Source organism: Serratia sp. BFP-2025 (genome assembly GCF_050880365.1).
GTDB lineage: Bacteria > Pseudomonadota > Gammaproteobacteria > Enterobacterales > Enterobacteriaceae > Serratia > Serratia surfactantfaciens.
In genome coordinates, this window is sequence record NZ_JBPAFV010000001.1 from 2,689,215 (window position 1) to 2,712,596 (window position 23,382).

The 23,382-nt window shown below is 63.6% G+C and carries 18 protein-coding genes; 1 reads left to right on the forward strand and 17 read right to left on the reverse strand.

The genetic code is table 11. The features are described 5' to 3' along the window. Positions 1–11: 11 nt before the first annotated feature. The 14 genes from urtD to trpS form a co-directional block, all read right to left on the reverse strand. A complete protein-coding gene (gene urtD / locus ACRAWE_RS12860; RefSeq protein ID WP_019454685.1) occupies positions 12–818 on the reverse strand; it encodes an urea ABC transporter ATP-binding protein UrtD in 807 nt (268 codons plus the stop codon). Beyond that, positions 815–1,891 carry an urea ABC transporter permease subunit UrtC gene (urtC, locus tag ACRAWE_RS12865; RefSeq protein WP_432525441.1) on the reverse strand — a complete coding sequence of 359 codons (1,077 nt, stop codon included), beginning with the start codon at positions 1,889–1,891 and terminating at the stop codon, positions 815–817. The genes urtD and urtC overlap by 4 nt, the downstream gene beginning before the upstream one ends. Further along, positions 1,891–3,471, reverse strand: coding sequence for an urea ABC transporter permease subunit UrtB (urtB, locus tag ACRAWE_RS12870; protein ID WP_063918988.1), 1,581 nt, complete (start codon positions 3,469–3,471; stop codon positions 1,891–1,893). The genes urtC and urtB overlap by 1 nt, the downstream gene beginning before the upstream one ends. 56 nt (positions 3,472–3,527) lie before the next feature. Continuing rightward, the gene (urtA, locus tag ACRAWE_RS12875; protein ID WP_019454688.1) at positions 3,528–4,796 is read right to left on the reverse strand and encodes an urea ABC transporter substrate-binding protein; all 1,269 of its coding nucleotides are present in this window, start codon (positions 4,794–4,796) and stop codon (positions 3,528–3,530) included. Between the two features lie 35 nt (positions 4,797–4,831). Then, entirely contained in the window at positions 4,832–5,542 is a 711-nt protein-coding gene (locus ACRAWE_RS12880) for a GntR family transcriptional regulator (RefSeq protein WP_198635689.1), read from the reverse strand. Positions 5,543–5,556: 14 nt separating this feature from the next. After that, the gene (gene uca / locus ACRAWE_RS12885; RefSeq protein ID WP_432525442.1) at positions 5,557–9,177 is read right to left on the reverse strand and encodes an urea carboxylase; all 3,621 of its coding nucleotides are present in this window, start codon (positions 9,175–9,177) and stop codon (positions 5,557–5,559) included. A 2-nt stretch (positions 9,178–9,179) separates the two neighbouring features. Beyond that, positions 9,180–11,009 (reverse strand): allophanate hydrolase, encoded by a 1,830-nt coding sequence (atzF, locus tag ACRAWE_RS12890; RefSeq protein ID WP_432525443.1) that lies wholly within the window; start codon positions 11,007–11,009, stop codon positions 9,180–9,182. Positions 11,010–11,232: 223 nt separating this feature from the next. After that, on the reverse strand, positions 11,233–13,797 hold the full coding sequence (locus tag ACRAWE_RS12895) for a putative mucin/carbohydrate-binding domain-containing protein (RefSeq protein ID WP_432525444.1): 2,565 nt from the start codon (positions 13,795–13,797) through the stop codon (positions 11,233–11,235). A gap of 176 nt (positions 13,798–13,973) precedes the next feature. Beyond that, entirely contained in the window at positions 13,974–14,438 is a 465-nt protein-coding gene (locus tag ACRAWE_RS12900) for a DUF1456 family protein (protein WP_004939471.1), read from the reverse strand. A gap of 109 nt (positions 14,439–14,547) precedes the next feature. Further along, positions 14,548–15,447 (reverse strand): phosphonate ABC transporter, permease protein PhnE, encoded by a 900-nt coding sequence (phnE, locus tag ACRAWE_RS12905; RefSeq protein ID WP_019454694.1) that lies wholly within the window; start codon positions 15,445–15,447, stop codon positions 14,548–14,550. Continuing rightward, the gene (phnE, locus tag ACRAWE_RS12910; RefSeq protein WP_019454695.1) at positions 15,444–16,307 is read right to left on the reverse strand and encodes a phosphonate ABC transporter, permease protein PhnE; all 864 of its coding nucleotides are present in this window, start codon (positions 16,305–16,307) and stop codon (positions 15,444–15,446) included. Before phnE (ACRAWE_RS12910) ends, phnE (ACRAWE_RS12905) begins: the two co-directional genes overlap by 4 nt. Positions 16,308–16,385: 78 nt before the next feature. Further along, complete coding sequence (gene phnD / locus ACRAWE_RS12915) at positions 16,386–17,318, reverse strand: phosphonate ABC transporter substrate-binding protein (protein ID WP_019454696.1); 933 nt, start codon at positions 17,316–17,318, stop codon at positions 16,386–16,388. Between the two features lie 41 nt (positions 17,319–17,359). Next, the gene (gene phnC / locus ACRAWE_RS12920) at positions 17,360–18,193 is read right to left on the reverse strand and encodes a phosphonate ABC transporter ATP-binding protein (RefSeq protein WP_019454697.1); all 834 of its coding nucleotides are present in this window, start codon (positions 18,191–18,193) and stop codon (positions 17,360–17,362) included. 117 nt (positions 18,194–18,310) lie between these two features. Then, on the reverse strand, positions 18,311–19,318 hold the full coding sequence (gene trpS, locus ACRAWE_RS12925) for a tryptophan--tRNA ligase (RefSeq protein WP_432525445.1): 1,008 nt from the start codon (positions 19,316–19,318) through the stop codon (positions 18,311–18,313). A gap of 290 nt (positions 19,319–19,608) precedes the next feature. Between trpS and ACRAWE_RS12930 the strand changes: the two genes are divergently transcribed. Continuing rightward, positions 19,609–20,484: an NAD(P)-dependent oxidoreductase gene (locus ACRAWE_RS12930; protein ID WP_432525588.1), complete on the forward strand. Its 876-nt coding sequence runs from the start codon at positions 19,609–19,611 to the stop codon at positions 20,482–20,484. Between the two features lie 33 nt (positions 20,485–20,517). Here the strand turns inward: ACRAWE_RS12930 and ACRAWE_RS12935 are convergent, their stop codons facing one another. The 3 genes from ACRAWE_RS12935 to ACRAWE_RS12945 form a co-directional block, all read right to left on the reverse strand. Further along, complete coding sequence (locus ACRAWE_RS12935) at positions 20,518–21,045, reverse strand: cysteine hydrolase family protein (RefSeq protein ID WP_063918982.1); 528 nt, start codon at positions 21,043–21,045, stop codon at positions 20,518–20,520. Between the two features lie 25 nt (positions 21,046–21,070). After that, positions 21,071–22,174 (reverse strand): suppressor of fused domain protein, encoded by a 1,104-nt coding sequence (locus ACRAWE_RS12940; RefSeq protein WP_063918981.1) that lies wholly within the window; start codon positions 22,172–22,174, stop codon positions 21,071–21,073. Positions 22,175–22,337: 163 nt separating this feature from the next. After that, complete coding sequence (locus ACRAWE_RS12945) at positions 22,338–23,210, reverse strand: oxygenase MpaB family protein (protein WP_025160004.1); 873 nt, start codon at positions 23,208–23,210, stop codon at positions 22,338–22,340. Between the last annotated feature and the right edge of the window lie 172 nt (positions 23,211–23,382).

The following is a 23,382-nucleotide window of genomic DNA, read 5'->3' on the forward strand; positions in this document are numbered from 1 at the left end:
ATTACGCCTCCTCAGCGCCCCAGATATACCTCAATCACCCGTTCATCGGCCTGCACCTGCGCCAGCGATCCTTCCGCCAGCACCTGTCCCTGATGCAGCACCGTCACGCGATCGGCGATGGTCTCCACAAACCCCATGTCGTGCTCCACCACCATCAGCGAATGCTTGCCCGCCAGCTCGCGGAACAGTTCGGCGGTGTAGTCGGTTTCGGCGTCGGTCATGCCGGCCGCCGGTTCGTCGAGCAGCAGCAGGTGCGGCTCCTGTACCAGCAGCATGCCGATCTCGAGAAACTGTTTCTGCCCGTGGGACAGCAACCCGGCGGGCCGGTGGCGCTCATGCCCCAGCCGCAGGGTTTTCAGCATCTCGTCGATGCGGTCGCGCTGCTCGCTGCTCAGGCGGGCGCGCAGGCAGGCCCACACCGACTTACGGGTTTTCTGCGCGATCTCCAGGTTTTCGAACACCGTCAGCGCCTCGAACACCGTCGGCTTTTGAAACTTGCGGCCAATGCCGGCGTGGGCGATCTGCATCGGTGCCAGCCGGGTCAGATCGACGGTCTGGTCGTAAAACACCCTGCCGCTGTCCGGCCGGGTCTTGCCGGTGATCACATCCATCAGCGTAGTCTTGCCGGCCCCGTTGGGGCCGATCACGCAGCGCAGTTCGCCGACGCCAATGCGCAGCGACAGATCGGTCAGCGCGCGAAAACCGTCGAAGCTGACGTTGATGTTGTCGAGCTGCAGCACCGGATCGGTTTGCTGCCGATATTTATCCGCCGGTAGCGGATGGGTAAATAGCTCGTCGGTCACTTGCATCGCCTTCATGAGCTTTTCCTCCGCCGCAGCAGGCCGATCACCCCTTTGGGCAGAAACAGCGTAACGACGATAAACATCAGGCCGAGGAACAGCTGCCAGTATTCGGGAATGGCCATGGTGAACCAGCTCTTGGCGCCGTTGACGATGCCGGCGCCGAGCAGCGGCCCCACCAGCGTGCCGCGCCCGCCAAGCGCCACCCAGATGGCGGCCTCGATCGAGTTGGTCGGCGACATTTCACCAGGGTTGATGATGCCGACCTGCGGCACATAGAGCGCGCCGGCCAGCCCGCACAGCACCGCCGACAGCGTCCAGACGAACAGCTTGAAGCCCTTCGGATCGTAGCCGCAGAAAGTCAGGCGGTTTTCCGCATCGCGCACCGCAGTCAGCACCCGGCCGAACTTGCTGCGCGCCAGCGCAAAGCCGATGGCCAGGCTGGCGACCAGCAGCAGCACCGTCGCCAGAAACAGCGCCACCCGCGTGCCGGCGGCGGTGATGGGAAAGCCGAGCAGCGTGGTGAAACCGGTAAAGCCGTTATTGCCGCCGAAACCGGTCTCATTGCGAAAGAACAGCAGCATGCCGGCATAGGTCAGCGCCTGGGTCATGATCGAGAAATACACCCCTTTGATTTTCGAGCGGAAGGCGAAGTAGCCGAACAGAAAGGCCAGCAGGCCCGGCACCAGCACGATCAGACACAGCGCCCAGGCGAAATGCTGGGTGCCGCTCCAGAACCACGGCAGCTCAGTCCAGGAGAGGAACGCCATAAACGCCGGCAGCCCGTCGCCCGCCGCCTGCCGCATCAGGTACATGCCCATGGCGTAGCCGCCGAGCGCGAAGAACAGCCCGTGGCCGAGCGACAACAGCCCGGCATAGCCCCACACCAGATCGAGCGCCACCGCCACCACCGCGTAGCACAGGATCTTGCCCGTCAGCGTCAGGGTATAGGTGGACACTGCCAGCGGATGATCCGCCGGCAACAGCGTCATGAACGGCATGACCAGCAGCGCCAGCAACGCCAGCACGCCGATGCTCAACGCCAGCCGAGGCGCTTTCTGCACGCCGGTTACGGTCAATGGTTGGCTCATCAGTCAATCACCCTGCCCTTAAGGGCGAATAGCCCCTGCGGACGCTTTTGAATAAACAGAACGATCAGCACCAGGATCAGGATCTTGCCCAGCACGGCGCCGATCTGCGGCTCGAGGATCTTGTTGACGATGCCGAGGCCAAAGGCCGCCGCTACCGTCCCCGCCAGCTGGCCGACGCCGCCGAGCACCACCACCAGGAACGAATCGATGATGTAGCCTTGCCCCAGCTCCGGCCCGACGTTGCCCAGCTGCGACAGCGCCACCCCGCCGAGCCCGGCGATGCCGGATCCCAACCCGAAAGCCAGCATGTCCACCCGCCCGGTGGGCACACCGCAGCAGGCGGCCATCGCGCGGTTTTGCGTCACCGCGCGCACGTTCATGCCGAGGCGGGTCTTGTTCAAGAGCAGCCAGGTCAACGCCAGCACCAAGAGCACGAACGCGATCACCGCGATGCGGTTCCACGGCAGCACCAGGTTCGGCAACAGCTGCACGCCGCCCGACAGCCACGCCGGGTTGGCGACCTCGACGTTCTGCGCGCCGAACAGCACCCGCACCAGCTGGATCAGCACCAGGCTGATGCCCCAGGTAGCCAGCAGGGTTTCCAGCGGCCGGCCGTACAGGTGGCGGATCACCGTGCGCTCCAGCAGCATGCCGATCCCGGCGGTGATGGCGAACGCCACCGGCAGCGCCGCCAGCGGATAAAGCGCCAGCCACTGCGGCACCCACTGCTGAAACAGCCCCTGCACCAGGTAAGCGGAATAGGCGCCGAGCATCAGCATTTCGCCGTGCGCCATATTGATGACGCCGAGCAGGCCGTAGGTGATCGCCAGGCCGAGCGCCGCCAGCAGCAGGATCGAACCGAGCGACAGGCCGCTGAACGCCTGGCCGAGCAGATCGCCGATCATCAGACGGTGCTGCACGCGCTGCAGGCTGCGTTGCGCCTCGGCGCGCACCGCGGCGTCCGGTTCGTGGGCAGCATCGGTCAACGCTTGCAGCCGCGCGCGGGTTTCCGGCTCGCCCGATTCGCCCAGCAGCCGCACCGCATTGAAACGCACCTGCGGGCTGGCGTCGGTCAATTGCAGGTTGGCCAGCGCAATGCTCAGCGCGTCGTGCACCTGCGGGTCTTTCTCCTGCGCCAGCCGCCGGGTCAACAGCGGCAACTGCTCGCCCTGCGCCTCACGCTGCAGCGCGGTCGCCGCCTGCAGCCGCACCGCCGCATCCGCGCTGACCAATCGCTGCGCCGACAACGCGTTGGCGATCAGAATGCGCAGCCGGTTGTTCAGCCATACCTTCTTCGGTTCGCCAACCGGAGCCGCCGCACCTTCGAGCGGCAGATAGCGGTCGCCCTGGCGGATAAAGGCGCGCTTCGCCCCGTCGATCGCCACGGTTTCCTGCTGCAGCCCCTGCAGCAACGGCAGGCGCGCGGCGTCCGGCTCGGCCGCCCACGCCTGCAGCAGTTTGGCCTGCTGTGCACGGTTGGCCGCCGCGAACTCATCGGCCGGCCCGGCCTGCGCCAGCAGGGGCCAGGCGCACAGCAGCCACAGCCCGGCGCGCAGAGAGGATAAAAACGGAGATTGCATCAGCTGCCTCTTCTGTTGGGCCGGCGGGCGTTGGGCCGCGCCGGCGCTGAGTGACGTTACTTGCCGCCTTTCACCGGGTAATCCGGTTTTTTGTCGTTGCCGGCGATATACGGGCTCCACGGCTGCGCGCGCACCGGTGCCTCGGTCTGCCACACCACGTTGAACTGGCCGTTGCCCTCGATCTCGCCGATCATCACCGGCTTGTGCAGGTGATGGTTGGTTTTGTCCATGGTCAGCGTGAATCCCGACGGCGCGGCGAAGGTTTGCCCAGCCATCGCCGCGCGCACCTTATCGACGTCGGTGGTGCCGGCCTTTTGCACCGCCTGCGCCCACATATGCAGGCCGACGTAAGTGGCCTCCATCGGGTCGTTGGTCACCGCAGTGGCGTAATTCGGCAGGTTGTGCGCCTTGGCGTAGGCTTTCCACTGGCTGACAAACTGTTTATTGGTCGGGTTATCCAGCGATTCGAAGTAGTTCCAGGCCGCCAGGTTGCCCACCAGCGGTTTGGTGTCGATACCACGAAGCTCTTCCTCGCCGACCGAGAAGGCGATCACCGGCACGTCGGTGGCCTTGACGCCCTGGTTGGCCAGCTCTTTGTAGAACGGCACGTTGGAATCGCCGTTGATGGTGGAGATCACCGCGGTGTTGCCGCCGGCGGCGAATTTCTTGATGTTGGCGACGATGGTCTGATAATCGCTGTAGCCGAACGGCGTGTAGACCTCTTCGATATCCTTGTCCTGCACCCCCTTGCTGTGCAGGAAAGCGCGCAGGATCTTGTTGGTGGTGCGCGGATAGACGTAATCAGTGCCCAACAGGAAGAAGCGTTTGGCGCCGCCGCCGTCCTCGCTCAGCAGGTATTCCACCGCCGGGATCGCCTGCTGATTCGGCGCCGCGCCGGTGTAGAACACGTTCGGCGACATCTCTTCACCTTCGTACTGCACCGGGTAGAACAGCAGCCCATTCAGCTCCTCAAACACCGGCAGCACCGACTTGCGCGACACCGAAGTCCAGCAGCCGAACACCGCCGCCACCTTGTCCTGGCTCAGCAGCTGGCGCGCCTTTTCGGCGAACAGCGGCCAGTTGGAAGCCGGATCCACCACCACCGGCTCCAGCTTTTTGCCGAGCACCCCGCCTTTGGCGTTGATCTCGTCGATGGTCATCAGCGCCACATCCTTCAGCGGCGTCTCGGATATCGCCATGGTGCCGGAGAGCGAACTCAGAATGCCGACCTTGATGGTGTCGGCGGCCTGTGCGCTCCAGGCCAGGCCAAGGCCGATCGCGGCGGCGGACAGCGCAAAAGCTTTGATAAAACGACGACGTTGCATAGTTCAAACTCCTGATGTGTGTGAAATCAAAATCGTTACGCCGAGCGCGCAGGCTGCTGAGCCCGCGCCTGGTGCAACATGTGCAGCGTTATTTTTCGTACCTCTGCCTTGCTGACGGCGATATGCTCGCCGAGCAGCGTTTGCGCCTCCCCGCTTCGCCGCTGCAGGATCGCCTGCAAAATGGCGGCGTGTTCGCGGTAGGTGGCGTCCACCCGCGCCTGCTGGGTGAAATCCAGCCGGCGAATGATGCGGATCTTTTCGGTCAGTTCGCGGTGAATGCGCGCCATTTCGCCGTTGCCCGCCGCGGCCACCAACGCCTGATGAAACTGCTCATCGTGCTGCGACACCGCCTTGCCGTCCGCCAGTCGCGGCGCTTCGGCCCAAAAATGGCTCAGCGCCGCCAGCGCGCCCTGCGTTTCCCCGGCCGGGCGTTCGCACAGCCGTTTCACCGCCTCTTGTTCCAGCACGATGCGCAGATCGTACAGCTCTTCGAAGTAGGCGAAGTCGAACGGCCGCACCTGCCAGCCGCTGCGAAACAGCACCTCGACATAGCCTTCACGCTCCAGCCGAAACAGCGCCTGGCGCACCGGCGTGCGGCTGGCCGCCATGCGCTGCGCCACCTCGCTTTCGCTGAAGCGATCGCCCGGCAGCAGACGAAACTCGAAGATGTCGGCCTTGAGCTGCAGATAAATGCGCTCCGCCAGCCCCTCCGGGCGCGCCTTGTGCTCTCCGTTGGTGATTTGCATCATCGATCCTCCGTTCAAACCGCCTTTTCCAGCCACAGCAGGGCGTCGCCCGGCCCGACCGGCCGCCCCTGCCGGCAGCTGATGCGCTTAACGATCCCGGCGCGCGGCGCAGTGACCGCCAGCTCCATCTTCATCGCCTCGACCACGATCAGCGGCTGCCCGGCCGCCACCGCCTGCCCCGGCTCCACCAGGATCTTCCACACGCTGCCGTTCAGATCGGCGCTGACCAGATCGCCGTCGATGGCGTCTTCTTCCACCGGCGGCAACAGCTGCGCCTCGGCCTCGTCGTCATCGCTGCGCCAGCGCGCCACTTCGGCGCTGAACGCCTGTTGCTGACGATGCTGGAAATCGGCGATCGCCCCGGCGTTGTCGGCCAGGAAATGGGTGTATGCGGCGAAGTCGAACTCGCTCTCTTCGATGCGCACCTGCATGCGCCCTTCGCGGAACGCTTCGCGCTGCTCGTCCAACTCTCGCTCGCTGACCGGGTAGAAGCGCACCTGATCGAAGAAGCGCAGCAGCCAGGGTTCACCGGCGGTGAACTGCGAGTTTTTGAGGAATTTGTTCCAGATCGGCAGCGTGCGCCCGACCAGCTGGTAACCGCCCGGCGAATCCATGCCGTAGATGCACATGTACATGCCGCCGATACCGACCGTCCCTTCGGCGGTGTGGGTGCGCGCCGGGTTGTATTTGGAACTCAGCAGGCGATGGCGCGGATCGAGCGGCACCGCGCATGGCGCACCGAGGTACACATCCCCCAGCCCGAGGATCAGGTAGCTGGCGTCGAACAGAATGTCGCGCACCTGCTCGCGTCGGCTCAGGCCGTTGATGCGCTGAATGAAATCGACGTTGTTCGGCAGCCAGGGCGCCGAGGCGCGCACCGTCTGCTGATAGCGATCCACCGCCCCCAGCGTGGCCGAATCCTCGAACGCCATCGGCAGCCAGACGGTGCGCGTCGGCACCTTCAGCCGGCTGACGTCCCCCAGCGCCCGTTCGCGCGCCAGCAGGCGCTGCAACAGGTCGGCCTGGCTTATCTGCCGGCTGTCGTAGCGGATCTGCAGCGAACGCACGCCCGGCGCCAGCTCCGCCACGCCCGGGATCGCCTCCTGGCGCAGCGACTGCATCAGCAGATGAATGCGCAGGCGCAGCGCCAGATCGAGCACGTTGTCGCCGTACTCCATCAGGATGTAGCCGTCCCCCGCCTGACGATACGCCACCGCCGGGCGCCCCTCCGCCGCCGGCAGCGCCGCCAGCACCGCGGCGGAAACGGTATCCGCCGGGGCCAGATCCGGCGGTGGCAGGGTGATGGCCTTCACCGCCGCCAGCGCTTCGATGCTGCCAAGCTGCGCCTGCTCCAGCGACTGCGCCTGCCGGAAGCCGATCGGATGGAAACGGATGCGGTCGCCCGGCTTCACCTGCCCCACTTTCCACAGTTCGGCCTTGGCGATGGTCACCGGGCAAACGAAGCCACCGAGGCTGGGCCCGTCGCGGGTCAGGATCACCGGGAAGTCGCCGGTGAAGTTGATCGCGCCGATGGCGTACTCGCAGTCGTGCACGTTGGAAGGATGCAAACCGGCTTCGCCGCCGTCCTCCCGCGCCCACTCGGGCTTCGGCCCCGCCAGACGCACGCCGAGGCGGTTGGAGTTGTAATGCACCTGCCAGTCGGTGGCGAAGAAGGCCTCTATCGATTCGGTGGTGAAAAAGTCCGGCGCGCCGTGCGGCCCATACAGCACGCCGATGTGCCATTGATCGCCGTAGTGCGGGATCAGGCTGTTGTCCATCGCCTGCGGCGCGGCGATCGGTGCCGGGGTGGTGCTGGCCGCCAGCGCCGGTTGAGCGATCGCCAGCATGTCCGCCACGCGCAAGGTGCGCCCGGCGTGGCCGCCGAACTGCCCGAGCGCGAAGGTAGAGCGGCTGCCGAGATATACCGGCACGTCGAAGCCGTTACGCACTGCCAGATAGGTGCGGCAGCCGTGCGTAGCGCGCCCCAGAGTCAGCACCTGCCCGGCCCGCACCGTAATCGGCCGCCAGTAAGCGACCGCTTCGCCGTCGAGATCGGCCGGGCAGCTGGCGCCCGTCAGCGCGATGGTGGCGTCGCAGTGAAAACGCAGCGTCGGCCCCTGCAGGGTAAATTCCAGCCCGGCGGCCGCCGGATGGTTGCCGACGATGCGATTGGCCAGCCGAAACGCGAAGTCGTCCATCGGGCCGGACGGCGGCACGCCGATATCCCAATAGCCGAGGCGGCCGGGATAGTCCTGCACGCTGCTGTAGGTGCCGGGTTGCAGCACTTCGAGGCAGTGCGGCTGGAAACGCACATCGTCCAGCAGGCGCGTCCAGACGTCGCCGCGCTGAAATTGCGGCGTGGCGATTACCTGCCGCAGATAGTCGAGGTTGGTGGCGATGCCGTGCAGACGGGTCGCCGCCAGCGCCACGCGCAGTTTTTCCAGCGCCTGCGCCCGATCGGCGCCATGGACGATCAGCTTGGCGATCATCGGGTCGTAAAACGCAGAGACTTCGCTGCCGGTCGCCACCCAGCCGTCGAGGCGCACGTCGGTCGGGAAATGCACCTCGGTCAACACGCCGGGGCTGGGCTGGAAGTTTTTCAGCGGATCTTCGGCATAGAGGCGCACCTCGATCGCCGCGCCCTGCGGCGCGCGGTGCAATGCCGCCCAATCCAGCGCGTCGCCCGCCGCCACCTGCAACATGCATTCGATCAGATCCAGACCGGTGACCATCTCGGTAACCGGGTGCTCTACCTGTAAGCGGGTGTTCACTTCCAGGAAATAAAACTCGTCGCGTGCGGCGTCGTAAATGAATTCCACCGTGCCGGCGCTGCGGTAATTCACCGACTCGCCCAGCGCCACCGCCGCCCGATGCAGCGCCTGGCGGGTCGCCGCCGGCAGGTGCGGCGCCGGGGTTTCTTCCACCACCTTTTGGTTGCGGCGCTGCAGCGAGCAGTCGCGCTCGCCGAGCGCCACCACCCGCCCCTGGCCGTCGCCGAAAATCTGCACCTCGACGTGGCGTGCCCGATCGACGAAGCGTTCGATAAAGGCGCCGGCGTCGCGGAAGAACTGCTCCCCCAGCCGTTTGACGCTGTCGTACGCGTCGCGCAGCGCCGCCTCGTCGTCACAGCGCGTCAGGCCGATGCCGCCACCGCCGGCGGTGCTTTTCAGCATCACCGGGTAGCCGATGCCCGCAGCGGCGGCGACCGCCTGCTCAACGCTCTCCAGCAAGCCGGTGCCCGGCGTCATCGGCACCCCGGCCAACGCCGCCAGCTCGCGCGCCCGGTGCTTGAGGCCGAACTCGCGGATCTGCGCCGCCGTCGGGCCGATAAAGGCGATGCCCGCCGCCTCGCAGGCTTCGGCAAACTCGGCGCTCTCGGACAAAAAGCCGTAGCCGGGGTAGATCGCCTGCGCGCCGGTGGCGGCGGCCGCCGCAAGGATCTTGTCGATGCGCAGGTAGCTGTCGGCGGCCTTGTCGCCGCCGAGCGCCACCGCCCTGTCGGCTTCGGTGACATGCGGCGCATTGCGGTCGGCGTCTGAATAGACCGCCACGCTGGTTATGCCCAGGCGTTTCAGGGTGCGAATGGCGCGGCAGGCGATTTCGCCGCGGTTAGCGATCAGTACGGTAGTAAACATGTTCATGCCCCCTTAACGCTGGCGAGATAGTTACGCCAGCCGCCAAACTCAGTGATATCCGTGGCGCCTTCCAACGCCCAGGCTTCGCAGATAAACCCCTTCACCCGCCGGCCGTCCGCCAGCAGCAGCGTGCCGATGCCCAATGGCGCCGGGATTTCCGCTACAAACTCGCCGAAACGGGCCAGCGGGATGTCCCACAGCTCAAGGTGGATCGCCGCCCCCTGTGCCGTGCGCGCCAGCCCCGGCTTTGGCGGCTCGGTATCGGCCAGCGCGTAGAGGCGGTAACAGGGAGCGGTAACGGTTTGCTCTACCCGCACCGCGTCGCGCTGCGTCAGCTGGATGTTGAGCGGCATGCCGCTGAGGTGAGCGCCTACTACCGCCAGACGCACGTGCCCTGTGGACGGCGCCGGCGCAGGCTGCGTCGGCAATACCCGGCCGATAGCCCCGAGCGGCAAGGCGCTTTGCCGTTGCCAACGCAGGCCAAACGCTGCCAGCGCCCGGTCATGCCAGGCGGGCGCAATCAGGGTGATGCCCGCCGGCAGCCCGTCTTCGCGCAGCGGCCCCGGCAACGCCAGCGCGCTCAGATCGGCCAGGTTGGTGAAATTGGTGTAAGTGCCGAATTGCGAGTTGAACAGCACCGGCTCTTGCGCCATCTCCGCCAGGGTGCGGATAGTGGGCGCGGTCGGCACCACCAGCGCGTCGAACGGCGCCAGCCGCTGGGCGATTTGCCGCGCCAATTCGGCGCGCAGGTATTCCGCCTTGTAGGCGTCGCAGGCGCTGTAGCTCAGGCCGTTGCCGACGATGCCGCGCACCACCGGATCGATGGCCTGCGGGTTCGCTTCCAGCACCTGCTCAATGGCCACAGTGCGCTCCGCTACCCAGGGGCCGTAATACAGCTGTTCCGCCAGGGTGCGAAACGGCGCGAAATCGAGGGGCTCCAGCGTGGCGCCGCCCGCCTGCAGCTGCGCCAGCGCACGATGAAACGCCCGCTCGGCCTGCACGTCGCCGAAAAACTCCAGCTGGGCGGGAACGGCGAAACGCGGCGCGGCGGGAATATCCGCCGGCGCGGTATGCGGATCGGCGCGGGAATAAGGATCTGCCGCGTCAAAGCCGCTCGCCAGCTCCGCCACCTGCGCCGCATCGGCCACCGTCAGCGCGAAGATCGAAACGGTGTCGTTCAACCGGCAGGCCGGCACTACGCCGCGGTTGGACAACCGCCCCTTGGTCGGCTTCAGCCCGACGATGTTGTTGAACCCGGCGGGTACGCGCCCCGAACCGGCGGTATCGGTGCCCAGCGCGAACGGCACCAGGCCGCGCGCCACCACCGAAGCGGAGCCGGAGCTGGAACCGCCGCTGACGTAGCGGCTGTCGAAGCTGTTGACCACCGCGCCATAAGGTGAGCGGGTGCCCACCAACCCGGTAGCAAACTGGTCGAGGTTGGTTTTACCGAGGGCGATCGCCCCGGCGGCGCGCAGCCTGGCGACCACGGTGGCGTCCGCCGCGGCCTGATAGGTGAACGACGGGCAAGCGGCGCTGGTCGGCCAGCCGCCGACGTCGATATTGTCTTTGATGGCAAAGGGTACGCCGAACAGCGGCAAGCAACTGAGATCGCCGGCGACCGCCTCTAGCCTCTGCGCCAGCTGCCGATACTGCTGCTCGCGCTGCGCCGGCGTGGCAAGATACAGCCAGGCGTTATCGTCCGGCTTCAGGCCGGCGATCAGCCTTTCGATCGTCGCACTGACGCAGGCGAGGCGCTCGCCCGCCGGACGGGTTTGATAATGGTGCTGCCATTCACTGAGGGTAAAACCGCACGCTTCAACAGGTTCGCTCATCGGCTGAATTCCATCTGGTACACAAGATGGGATTCAACAGAGCAACCAGCGTGCCAGTTTTTAATCTCATGATTTCAATAAATTATAATTAAAACTTATGACAGCCCCGGCGAACGGGCTGCACCAGCGGCGCGCAACGGGAGAACAAAAAGAGTGCAATAAGGCAATGTGCAGAGGAAAACCGGGGCGGCGAAACTCACCGCCCCGGAAGGACTATGTGGAATCAGTCGTTGATGCGTTTCAAACCGACCGGCGTAATGCAGTAGGTCTGTTGCTTGCCCTTCTCCGCCAGCCGCACGTGCTGCATCTCGTTGACGATCGCCAGACGGTTGTCCGGCTCTTCATGCCGCAGATGGATCACCTCGCCGCCATAGCCCGACAGCGGCAGCACCCAGGTTTTGGCCGGTTGATTCTGGCTGCCGATGATGTCGTAGCTGAGCAAGGTACTACCGTCCGCATCCGTCACGCTGAGGAAGGCGTAGCTGTCGGCAAAGTAGTGGTGAGCAATCCCCGCCGCCAACGTTACGGTCACGGTTTTCTTCACCAGATCGACGGCACAGGTCAGAAACTGGCGATCGCCGATCCCTTTGGCAGCCACGGTAAACGCATTGCCGACGTTGGCGCCCGGCGGCGTATTGTCGGCAGGCAGGCAATCCCGATAGGTCGCCAACAGTGACTCGCGCTGCGGCTCGGCGAAGGCGCCGATCGCCAGATAAATATCGTCCTTGAACGACGACGGCGCATAATAGGCCGGCAACAGGCGGCGCAAACGCTGCGCAGCCTGTTCCAGACGCGTCAGCAGCGCTTGTTCAGGATCGCCGGACAGCGCCGGGTTTTTCAGCCCGCTTTTTTCGATACGCAGCACGTTGGTTTTGTTTTTGTTATCGATAACTCCGGTCGCCGCCGGATTCAGGCGCACCCGGCTCGGCTCCACATGGTAAATTTCGATATCATCACCCTCGGCAAACGGCAGCTCGTCATGACTTAAGGTAGCCTGAGTGCCCTGAATCTCCTTGCTGAAGCGCACCGCGCCCTGTCGATCGCGCAGCGTCATCCGGGCATAGGTTTCACCCGGGAAGTAGGAGTGCGGCGTGGTGCTGGTCACGTCAACCACCACCGCCCCTTTGGCGCGATCGACGACCACGGTGGCGAAGACCGCATCGCCCAGGCCCAACAGATTGATCTCCTGTGAAACGATCGGCGAAGCAGCTTTACGCACGAAGCGAAGCGTCACCGCGTTTTTCCCCTGCTTCACCGTCAGGTAACCCGCCGTTGGCCGGTATTTGCGATCTTTGCCGGTCGGCAATCGCAGGGTGTACACGCCGATCGGCAACGCAGCCAGGGTCAGGGTCGGCGCGTCGATACGGACCTTGTGGGCATAGCGCGCCCCTTCCATCAGGATCAAATCCTCACCGTAGATCTGCGCAAAATCATCGATATCCAGACTCAGGGTGACATCGCCTTTCAGGCCGCTCGCCTTGAGCTGATAAGAATCGACCAGGCGCAGGGAGGAATCCAGCTTCAGCTGCGCCTGCACCGCCGGCAAACTCTGCGCATCCACCAGTTGATACAGCGGATATACCGCCTTGGCGTGGCTGAACGCGTTGAGATCGCGCTGCGTTTGCGTGATCACGCCGCCGGTCAACTCGACGAACGGCGTCACGTCGATCTGCTCGCCAGCCGCGGCGAAGCTTGCCGACAGCAGATCCAGCAAGGCATGTTCTGACGGCACGAAGCCCGGCGTATTGCAGCTTTGGCGATACTGCTGATTAAAGTGCGTGAAGGCGTTCTTGCCAGCCTTGTCGACCATCAGCATCGCGAAGAACAGCTTGGAGCGCAGGTCCCACTGGTTGAGCGGCGTGCCTTGAGCGATCAGATCGACGATTTTCTTCTCGACGCCGGCCGCGTTGCCGTAGTTATACAGCCACCCCTCCCGGTACTTGCGTTCCCCCAGCATCACGTCCTGATAGCAAGCGGCATAAATATTGTTCCACATCTCACCGGTGGAGAAATATTTATCGCCCATAAAGTGCCCCTGATAGCCGTGCGCGATCTCATGCAGGCTGCCCCAGTTGCTGTCTTGCGGCGTCAGCCAGAAGCTGCTGACCGAATCGCTGGTTTCCGCCGTCCAACGGCCGCCGTAATACGCGGCACCGGCGCCGTGTTTATCGGCCTTCATAAAATAGCGGTTGTGAATATTGCGATCGGATTCGTGTTCAGCCTCGAACGAGACGCCGGTCAGCGCATTGTAGAAAGTGAAAATGCGGTCGTAGTAGGCGATCAGCCCGTCGATGTTTTTCGCTTCGCCCAGCGACTTCAGCGCCGGTTTACTGATTTTCGGCACCAGCAACACGGCGTATTCCGCATCGATCAGGGCAAACTCGGCGTCCCGATCGTCCCAACGGGCAAAGAATGCGGCTTCGTTTTCGCCACGGCGATAAACCGGCAGCGCTTTCGCCGTGTCCGGATAGTCGAACTCCAGTACCGGTTCGCCCTGCCCGTACGGCGTATCGATAAAGGGTACCGAGACGGCATTGACCTGGGCCTCGACCCAGCTCGCGCCGACGCTGAATTCAGCCTCCGTTTTGCTGTCGTCATTCAGCAAGCGCAGCGTGAGCTTGCCGGTAAACGCCGCGTTGGTCTGCCGCACGCGCAGCACCTGCCCGGCGGCGAGAATGATGCCCAGGTGCTGGCGATCGTGGTCGATGCCCTTGCTCATGCCTGCCGCATCCAGCCAGACAGGCCGGGTCAATGTGTAGAGTGATTGGGTTTTCGTGATGGTTGGCATCCTGCTTTCCTCATGGTTGGGGGATTGAATTGACCATGAAAAAGTAACCGGATAGGCGGCGCGCCCTCCATCGATGACGGATGGCTGAGGGCCTGTACAACAACGGCAGGCGGGAGAGAGATAATAAAAAAGGCGCAACCTTGCGATTGCGCCTGATGCTCGGTGAACGCTGCGCGTTACTCGCCGCGAACGCGCTGCGCCAGCCCTTTGAGGAAGTAGCGCAGCATCTGATCGCCGCATGGGCGGTAGTTCTTGGTGCCCTCTTTGCGGAACAGCGCGCTCAGTTCCGGCTTGGAGATGCGGAAATCCACCGCGGTGAAGATCTGGTGCATATCGGTGTCTTTCAGCTCGAACGCCACGCGCAGCTTTTTCAGCACCAGGTTATTGGTGATCGGCAGTTCAACCGCCGGCGCCGGGAACTTGTCGTCCTTGCCGCGTTTGAAGAACACCAGGCCGTTGAGGAAGTGCGCCATCACTTCGTCCGGGCACTTCTCGTAGCCCGGCTCGCCTTCTTTGATCACGTAAGCGTCCATCGCCGACACCGCCACCTCGAAATCGTCCAGTTTGATAATCTCGACCATTTTGGCGTTGTTAATGCTCAGCATATAGCGCACGCTGCGCAGCACGTCGTTGTTCATCATGGGATTGCATTGCCTTTACTTGTCTAACGGGGACGTGCGCACATTGCGAAACGAAATGACTGCCACACACCTTGAATGTGCGGCAGTATAGGGATCGGCAAGGGGTTTCTCAATCGATTTGGCTTTTTTGCTGATACAGCGGGATATCTTCGCCGATGATGTACTTGTTGCGCAGCAGCGAAGAGACCTTATCCATGATCATCACCACCACCACCAGGATCAGGGTGATGAACATCACCACGTCCCAGTTCCACAGCCGCATGTTCTCCGCATACACCAGGCCGATGCCGCCGGCGCCGACGAAGCCCAGCACCGCCGCAGAGCGGGTGTTGGATTCGATCTGGTACAGGCTGAGCGCCAGGAAGGTGGGGAACGATTGGGTGAAGATGCCGTAGCGGTGCTTCTGCAACCCGTTGGCGCCCACCGCCGTCAGGCCGCGGCTGGGGGACTTGTCCACCGCCTCGTGCCCTTCCGCGTACAGTTTGCCCAGCAGCCCGACGTCCTGCATCACGATAGCCAACACCCCGGCCAGCGGCCCCATGCCGACGGCGCGCACGAAGATCAGCCCCCAGATAGCCATGTCGATGCCGCGCAGCACGTCGAGCAAGCGGCGCACCAGCACCGAAATCGGCCGCAGCAGCGGCGTCGACATCACGTTGCGCGCGGCGAAGAACGACAGCGGCAGCGCGATCAGCGACGCGGTGATCGTCCCGGCGAACACGATGGCGATGGTGATGCCAATCTGCTGGAAGTAGTACATGAACGGCCAGTTGACGAAGTCATGCCAGACGAACATGCGCAGGAAATAACGCCCCAGCTGCTGGCAGCCGTTGATAAATTGCGGCCAGCTAATGCCGAAGACCAGGAAGAAGAACACGTAGTACAGCACGATCGCCAGCGCGATCAGGCCGACGGTGCGCAGATAACGCCCCTGCTGCGCGAAGATCGCCGGATGCTGCTGTTTTAGCTGGCGCAGCGTTTCCGCCGACGCCGGAGTGCCCGCTGTCATTTTGCCCCCTCCACCACGCGCTTGCGCAGTTCGCCCGACACATAGTCGAGCACGGAAACCACCACGATGATCAGCAGCAGCGTCATGCTGACCTGATCGTAGCGGTCGAGTTTAATGTTGGTCATCAGCTCCTGGCCGATGCCCCCCGCCCCCACCAGTCCCAAAATGGTCGACTGGCGGAAGTTGATCTCCAGCCGCATGAAGCTGTAGGAGAGAAACACCGGTTTCACCTGCGGCCACAGGCCGAAGCGCATGCGCTGCAGCGGCGTCGCGCCGCAGGCCGCCAGCCCGCGCACCGGCTTGTTGGAGGCGGTTTCGATCGATTCGTAGAACAGTTTGGTCAGGCTGCCGATGGTGTGCAGCGCCAGCGCCAGGAAGCCGGGAATGGCGCCGATGCCGAACGCCATCACGAACATCACCGCCCACGCCAGCTCCGGCATGGTGCGCAGAAACGCCACCAGCGTGCGGATCGCCAGCCGCACCGAGGCCGGAGTATAGGTGTTGCCGGCCGCCAGGAACGCCAGTACGGTCGCCACCAGCACCGAGAAAATGGTCGCCGCCAGTGCCAGTTGCAGGGTCTCCCAGATCAGCGGCAGCTGAATGTTCAGGCGGTAACCCCAATAGGCCAGCGAGCCTTCGGTGCGCCCGTCGGCGAACAGCAGGTGCCAGTGCAGCGTCGGAATGGTTTCGGCCAGGTAGTCGAAGAAGTGCGGAATAGACACCCAGACGGTGTGCAGGTTGAACTCGGCGAGGTTGCCGGCGCCCAGGTACAACACCACCAGCCCGAGCGACCACAACAGCGCTTCGCGCTTTTGCTTGCTGCGGATCCGTTGGTAATAGTGTGCGAAATCGGTATTCAAAACAGGTCTTCCATCTTTATGGAACAAGGGGTTCAGCACGCTGAACCCCTTCATTCGGACGGCCGAGGCAGCCGGGAATTAACGGTCGCCTTTGGTCAGCTCGCGCTTCATATCGATGATGTTCTGGTATTCCGCCAGGGTGGTGTCGCCGATGTGCTGCTTGCCGCCCATCGCTTTGATAAAGCACTGGTGATCGTCTTTATCCAGCTTCTTGATGGCGGTGACCACTTTGGCCTTGAAGTCGGCCGGCAGCGAGTTGCTCACCAGGATCGGGCCGTTCGGGATCAGCGGCGACTGCCAGATGATGCGGATCTGTTTCATCAGGTCCGGGTGATCCATGCGGATCATGCGGGTGAACGCGCCGCTGGTGTAGCCGGTGTTGTAATCGCCGATCATCGACGCCCAGGTTACCGCACCTTCGAACTGGCCGTTCAGCACGCCGAGGATGTCCTGCTCGTGGCCGCCGGAGAAGGTGACGCTGGAGAAGGTGTTGTTGTATTTGTTGTCGACCGTGCCGCCGAACAGCTTTTTAAACGCCTGGTTCGGGATCAGGAAGCCGGAGGTGGAGTCCGGATCGGCGAAGCCGATGGCCTTGCCCTTCAAGTCTTCCAGCTTCTGGTACGGGCTACCGGCCTTCACCACCACGACCGAGTGGTAGCCGCGCGACTGGTCGACGTCGTCGACCGCGATGCCGACGATGTCCACCGCTTTCGGATCCTTGATATAGACCGAAGCGAACGAGGACGGCGACATGCTCAGCACCAGATCAATCTTGCCGCCCAGCAGGCCCTGGATCACGCCGGAATAGTCGGACGAGTTGCGCAGCTTGGTATCGACGTTCAGCTCTTTATCCAGGAACTGCTTCACGCACTGGTTATCGCCGATCTGCTGGGTGGCGTTCTGGCCGCCGAGAATGCCCAGGTTCAGCTCTTTCGGCGCATCCGCTGCGGCAGCATTAAAGACCATCATCGCGCCGGCCATCAGGGTGGTCAGACTCAATACTTTTTTCATTAGGTGTGCCTTGTGTGTAAAGGGTAAAGGTCAAAAGTGCTTCAATGGATCTGATTGGCTTCTTCGCCATACAGCTGGTGCAGGATCCGTTCGTTCAGTTGCGAAGGATGCCCGTCAAACACGATCTTCCCGTGGGCGATGCCGATCACCCGCGAGCAATACTCTTTCACCAGTTCGACCGAGTGCAGGTTCACCATCACCGCGATGCCGTCTTCGCTGATTTTCTGCAGCGCGTCCATGATGCGGCGGGTGTTTTTCGGATCGAGCGACGCCACCGGCTCATCGGCCAGCAGGATTTGCGGGTTTTGCATCAGCGCACGGCAGATGGCGACGCGCTGCATCTGGCCGCCGGAGAGGTGCTCGGCGCGCTGCAGCGCATGCGGCAGCATGTTGAGCCACTGCAACAGCTCGATGGCGCGAGCGCGGTCGGCGTCATCGAACAGTTTGAAGAAGGATTTCAGGGTAGACGTGTGGCTCAGACGACCCAGCAGCACGTTGGTCATCACGTCCAGCCGCGGCACCAGGCAGAAGTCCTGGAAGATCATGCCGCAGCGCGCGCGCCACTGGCGCATCTGGCGGCCGGCAAGCTGGGCGATATCCTGCGCCACGCCATCGTCTTCGAAGTGCAGCATCTCGCCGCAGCTGGAAGGGATGGTGCCGTTCAGGGTGTGCAGCAGCGTGGACTTGCCCGCGCCGGAACGGCCGATCACCGCCACGAACTCGCCGGCGTGCAGATCGAAGTTGATGTCATCCAGCACGCGCTGCTGCGCTTTGTAGGCCTTGCCGAGTCCCTTTACCGATAACACTTTGCGGGATGCGGCGGCGTGCTGCCCTGGGAAGTCGTGCTGTGCCAATTTTAACAGTGCCTGAGCCATATGATTTCTCTGGTTTCAGTGGCTAATCATTATGGGCACCTATTAACGAATAAGTTTATGACAGTGGGATGATGGTTTTATGGCCGGGGCGTGACGCGTGACGCCCCGGCGTGCGCATCATTCCAGGCTAAAGAAGTCCAGCCCCAGCGCCGCCTTGACCTGCTGCAGCGTCTGCTGGCTGACCTGATGCGCGCGGCGGGTGCCGTGCTGCAGGATGCGCGTCAGCTCGCCTTTATCGGCGATGAATTCGGCGCGGCGGGTGCGGATGGGCTCGAGCAGGCTCTGCAGGCAATCCTCCAGCAGCCGTTTGATTTTCACGTCCCCCAACCCGCCGCGGCGGTAATGCGCCTTCAGATCCGCCACCAGCGTGGCGTCGTCGCAGAAGGCGTCCAGGTAGGTGAACACCATGTTGCCCTCCACCCGGCCGGGATCGCTGACGTTGAGATGACCGGGATCGGTGAACATGCTCATCACCGCCTTGTGCACCTCGTCGGCGCTGGCGCCAAGCTGGATGGCGTTGCCGCGCGATTTCGACATCTTGCCCTGCCCGTCCAGCCCCGGCAGACGCCCGACGTTGCTCAGCAGCGGCTGGCACTCCGTCAGTACCGGTTGGCCGACGATATGGTTGAAACGCCGCACGATCTCGTTGGTTTGCTCCAGCATCGGCAGCTGATCCTCGCCGACCGGCACGTGGGTGGCGCCAAAGGCGGTGATGTCCGCCGCCTGGCTGACCGGATAGATCAAAAAGCCGGCCGGCAGGCTGCGGGCGAAATCCTTCTCGGCGATTTCATTTTTCACCGTCGGGTTGCGTTCCAGTCGCGCCACGCTGACCAGGTTGAGGTAGTACATTGTCAGCTCGGCCAACGCCGGCAGCGCCGACTGCAGGCAGATCGTGGTCTTGTGCGGATCGATGCCCACCGCCAGATAGTCGGCCACTACGTTGAGCACGTTGGCGCTGATTTTTTGCGGGTTGTTGCCGTTGTCGGTCAGGCCCTGCAGATCCGCCACCATCACCGTTTGGTTATGCTGGTGCTGCAGTTCGACGCGCTGGCGCAGCGAGCCGACGAAGTGGCCTAAATGCAGTGGGCCGGTGGCGCGATCGCCGGTAAGAATGGTGTAACTCATGGCAGTGCTCCTGAAGGTCAGTACACCGCCGGATCAACGCCACAAAAAATAATGCCGCCAAACCGGCGGCATTAAAAAGAAATGTGAATACTCGTGCCGCCTCAGAAAAGGCGCCACCATGACTGATTGTGGGTGGAAGGCATCGATATATTCATGCCATCAAGGTATACCCGCAGCGGCAGCACGTCAATAGCCCGCCGCCGGTGCGTAAGACGGCGTTACACTCCGGCATTTGCGTTCCTGGCCCGGCGCGCTAGGGTAAAACCTTCAACCTGAAAAAGGAGCGCATGATGAAGATCGGATTTGCCGGACTGGGTGGGATGGGCAGCGCCATGGCGGCCAACCTGTTGCAGGCGGGCTTCGCATTAACGGTATGGAACCGCTCGCCACAGGCGGCGCAGCCACTGGTCAGCGCCGGCGCGCGGCAGGCCGAGCGGCCGGAACAGTTGGCCGATGCCGATGTGCTGATCACCATGCTGGCCGACGACGCCGCCACGCAGCAGGTGGTGGTGGGCAGCGGGTTGCTGCAACGAATGAAACCGGGCGCGTTGCATATCAATATGGCGACCATCTCGGTCGAGCTCGCCAAACGCCTGACGGCGCTGCATGCGGAACACGGCATCGGCTATCTCGCCGCGCCGGTGCTGGGCCGGGTCGACGTGGCCGCCGCCGGCAAGCTGAATATTCTGGCGGCCGGCGAGAGCGAGCTGCTGAAGAAAGCGCAGCCGCTGTTCGATGCCCTCGGCCAGAAAACCTGGCACTTCGGCGCCGATCCGGCGCAGGCCAACGTGGTCAAGATCGCCACCAACTTTACCTTGGCCAGCGCCATTGAAGCGATGGCGGAAGGCAGTGCGCTGGTGCGCAACTATGGCGTGTCCGGCGCCGACTATCTGCAGATGCTGAGCAGCACCGTCTTCGCCGCCCCGGCCTATCAGGGCTATGGCGCGCTGATCGCCGCCGAGAATTATTCCCCGGCTGGATTCCGGCTGGCGCTGGGGCTGAAGGACGTCGGGTTGGCGCTGGCCGCCGGCGCCGACAGCCATACGCCGATGCCGTTCGCCGGGGTGCTGAAAGACAACTTCCTCGACGCGATGGCGCAGGGGGATGCGGATCTGGATTGGGCGGCGCTGGCCAAGGTGGCGGCGCGGCGGGCGGGCCTGAAATAACGAACGGGGGCCGAGGCCCCCGTTTTTCCGTAATCAGAACACGATGTCCGCCGCAGGCACGGCGCGGATCGGCACGCCGAAACTGTCGATATTCGACAGCGTCTCGTTATGGTGGGTGCGGATCAGCAGGCCGTCGGCATAGGATTTGTCGTGGCAGGTATGAGCATCCGCCGCCAGCGTCACCGGATAACCGCGCGCCGCCGCGCTACGCACCGTGGTATCGATGCAAAACGGCGTGGAGTAGCCGCACACCACCAGCTGCGAAACGCCGTTGGCGATCAGCAATGCGCCCAGCGAGGTGCGCAGGAAGGAGTCCGGCGTGGTTTTCTCCACCCGGTGGTCGCCCGGCGCCACCGTCAACGCCGCAAGCACTTGCCAGGCGGCGCTGCCGTGCGGCAGTTCGTCGTCCGGCGTGTGGTGCTGAATCACGACAACCGGCGCGCCGGCCCGACGGGCGCGCTCGCTCAGCAGATTGATGCGCGCAACGGTGCCCGTGGCATCCGCCGGCGGCGGCGTAAACAAACCTTCCTGCACATCGATAATCAACAGCGCGGCGGTCATGGCAGCTCCTGAAGAGTCAATCGCATCAGCACACCGGCTGGCGCGGGCGGAAAATATGGTCGACGCCCTGCTCGCGCAGCCGGTTCACCAGATCGTGCCCGCCGTTCGGCGTGGCGTGCGCCAGTTGGCGTTCGGCGGTAAACACCGGGCTGGCCCAGAACAGGTTCACCGGGTCGCCGTACTGCTGCGGCAAAGCCAGGTGCGCGTTATATGGGTAGAAGGACGACGATAAAATATAGCCCTCGTAGCCCAGCGGCGCCACGTCCGACTCCAGCGTATGCCCTTCGCCGATCCAGGTTAGCCGCGCCCACGGCGCGTGCGCGAAACCGGCCAGCGCGCTGGCCATCTGCACCGCGTTGTCTTCGGTCATGTATTGACTGTCGATGGCGATCGCCATCTCCATGCGGCGATAGCGCGAAGCCTCGTCGTTGAACAGGATCTCCACCCACGGCATCGGCCGGATGCTGACCCCCATGGTGAGAAAGTAATAAATGCCGTCGCGCTCGTGCTGGGTGATGGCCATCGGCGGCCACTTGCCCTGATCGATGGCGTAGTATTTTACCGAGGGGCCGAAATGCTGCTCATAGCGCGCCTGAAAATCGCGCTGCATCTTCGGCCACGGATTGCCCTCTTCACGCTGCCAGCTGCGCCAGAATTGGCGGGTGCTCTCCGCCTGCGCATATTGCGTGTTGGTCGAGGCCGAGCCGAGCGGATAGGCCAACGGGCTCTCCTTGATGCAGCTGGCGGAATAGCACACCGAATGGTCGATATACAGGCTCCAGCCGGGGATCACCGCCAGCAGTTGGCCGTAATACCACAGGGCTGCGCCGTCGTCGCTTTCGCTCCACACCACCATCAACCCTTCCGGGTTCAGCGGCGCTTCCCCTTCCAGGTTGCGGCAAAACTCCGCCGCCAACATCGGCGGCTGCCCTTGCTCCAGCGCGGCGCGATCTTCCTGCAGCGGCGCGGCGGCCAGATTGCGCAGCCAGCAGGCACGCACCTGATAGCGATCGCTGTAGGCTTCGGCGGGATAGATGTAAAAATAGGCTGCCCGGTGATCTTGCTGAACCACCGCGACCAGCGTCTGGTTCTCATTGCTGACTTCAGCAAGTACGTATGATTCGTTCATATCACCTCAATAGGGTCAGGGCGCGGCAGAATCGGCTGCGCGCCAAAAATGGAATGTGGCTTTGCCCCCAAGTGTAAAACGCATTACTGGCCGGATCACCCGTAAAAGTCTCAAAAGCGGCCGTAAACGAAGATAAACAAAGACTAATTATAGCGGCTGTGGCTTATGACGGCTGAGTAATGCGCCGCACCGCGCGCTGATAGGAGCCGTTGCGCATCGACGCGCCCAGCACCTTGCCGAGGCCTGCGGCGCCCGTTCGCACCAGCCGCCGCCGCAGCGCGCCCGGCTGAAAACCGAACTGCCGCTGCGCCCAATCGGGCAACAGATCGATGCCCGCCTGCATCACCACCCTGCCGAGCGGGCGCGCCAATGCGCTCGGCGCCGGCGCCTTCAGCAGAATGCGTGCCACCTCTTGAGTCCGTTCGTCGCACACCAACTGCGGCCGCATCGTCTGCAGGTACTCTTCGACCTCCGCGCAGGACTGGGGGATGGCGGTCGCCCCCAACGCAGCGGCTATCCGCGCCGCTTCGCGATAGTATTGATCCTGTAAATCGCGGGAAAGATGGGGATTACGGTAGCGCAGGTGGCTGGCCAGAAAACGGCTGCTCTCCGCCACGTGAACCCAGGTGAGCAGCGCCGGATCGCTGGCGGCATAAGGCGTGCCGTCGCTGCCGACGCCGGTCACCCGCAGATGGATGGCTTTGACTTTGGCGATCAGCCGCTCCGCCTCGGCGGTCGGGCCAAAGGTGGTGACCGACACGAACTGGCTGGTGCGGCGCAGGCGGCCAATCATATCTTCGCGGAAGTTGGAGTGATCCCACACCCCGGCCAGCGCCAGCGGATGCAGCATTTGCAGCAGCAAGGCGCTGACGCCGCCGCACAGCATCGGGGTGAAATCGCGGTGTACCTGCCAGATGACCGACTGCGGGCCGAACAACCCCGGATCGCCCGGCGGGTTCTCGAAGTCGACGCCGCCGAGCGCCAGCCCGGTCAGGCTGAGCACCTGTTTTTCTATCGCTGCGCGTACCGCTTCCATCCTGCCGCCCTCTTGCTGGTTCAGCGGCCAGTGTATCATGCGGCGAGCGCCTCATTGCGCCATGGGCGGTTGAAAGCATTAACTTGCTGAATTACAGTTGTTATACCGCTTGCAAGAAGGCGGGCTTATTCGATCCACTGCAGAGGCGCTTTGCAGGGCGTTAACCCACGTT

Coding starts and splice junctions, on each gene's coding strand:
- urtD (WP_019454685.1), bottom strand. CDS start 818: ATGAAGGCGATGCAAGTGACCGACGAGCTATTTACCCATCCGCTACCG.
- urtC (WP_432525441.1), bottom strand. CDS start 1,891: ATGAGCCAACCATTGACCGTAACCGGCGTGCAGAAAGCGCCTCGGCTG.
- urtB (WP_063918988.1), bottom strand. CDS start 3,471: ATGCAATCTCCGTTTTTATCCTCTCTGCGCGCCGGGCTGTGGCTGCTG.
- urtA (WP_019454688.1), bottom strand. CDS start 4,796: ATGCAACGTCGTCGTTTTATCAAAGCTTTTGCGCTGTCCGCCGCCGCG.
- ACRAWE_RS12880 (WP_198635689.1), bottom strand. CDS start 5,542: ATGCAAATCACCAACGGAGAGCACAAGGCGCGCCCGGAGGGGCTGGCG.
- uca (WP_432525442.1), bottom strand. CDS start 9,177: ATGTTTACTACCGTACTGATCGCTAACCGCGGCGAAATCGCCTGCCGC.
- atzF (WP_432525443.1), bottom strand. CDS start 11,009: ATGAGCGAACCTGTTGAAGCGTGCGGTTTTACCCTCAGTGAATGGCAG.
- ACRAWE_RS12895 (WP_432525444.1), bottom strand. CDS start 13,797: ATGCCAACCATCACGAAAACCCAATCACTCTACACATTGACCCGGCCT.
- ACRAWE_RS12900 (WP_004939471.1), bottom strand. CDS start 14,438: ATGATGAACAACGACGTGCTGCGCAGCGTGCGCTATATGCTGAGCATT.
- phnE (WP_019454694.1), bottom strand. CDS start 15,447: ATGACAGCGGGCACTCCGGCGTCGGCGGAAACGCTGCGCCAGCTAAAA.
- phnD (WP_019454696.1), bottom strand. CDS start 17,318: ATGAAAAAAGTATTGAGTCTGACCACCCTGATGGCCGGCGCGATGATG.
- phnC (WP_019454697.1), bottom strand. CDS start 18,193: ATGGCTCAGGCACTGTTAAAATTGGCACAGCACGACTTCCCAGGGCAG.
- trpS (WP_432525445.1), bottom strand. CDS start 19,318: ATGAGTTACACCATTCTTACCGGCGATCGCGCCACCGGCCCACTGCAT.
- ACRAWE_RS12930 (WP_432525588.1), top strand. CDS start 19,609: ATGAAGATCGGATTTGCCGGACTGGGTGGGATGGGCAGCGCCATGGCG.
- ACRAWE_RS12935 (WP_063918982.1), bottom strand. CDS start 21,045: ATGACCGCCGCGCTGTTGATTATCGATGTGCAGGAAGGTTTGTTTACG.
- ACRAWE_RS12940 (WP_063918981.1), bottom strand. CDS start 22,174: ATGAACGAATCATACGTACTTGCTGAAGTCAGCAATGAGAACCAGACG.
- ACRAWE_RS12945 (WP_025160004.1), bottom strand. CDS start 23,210: ATGGAAGCGGTACGCGCAGCGATAGAAAAACAGGTGCTCAGCCTGACC.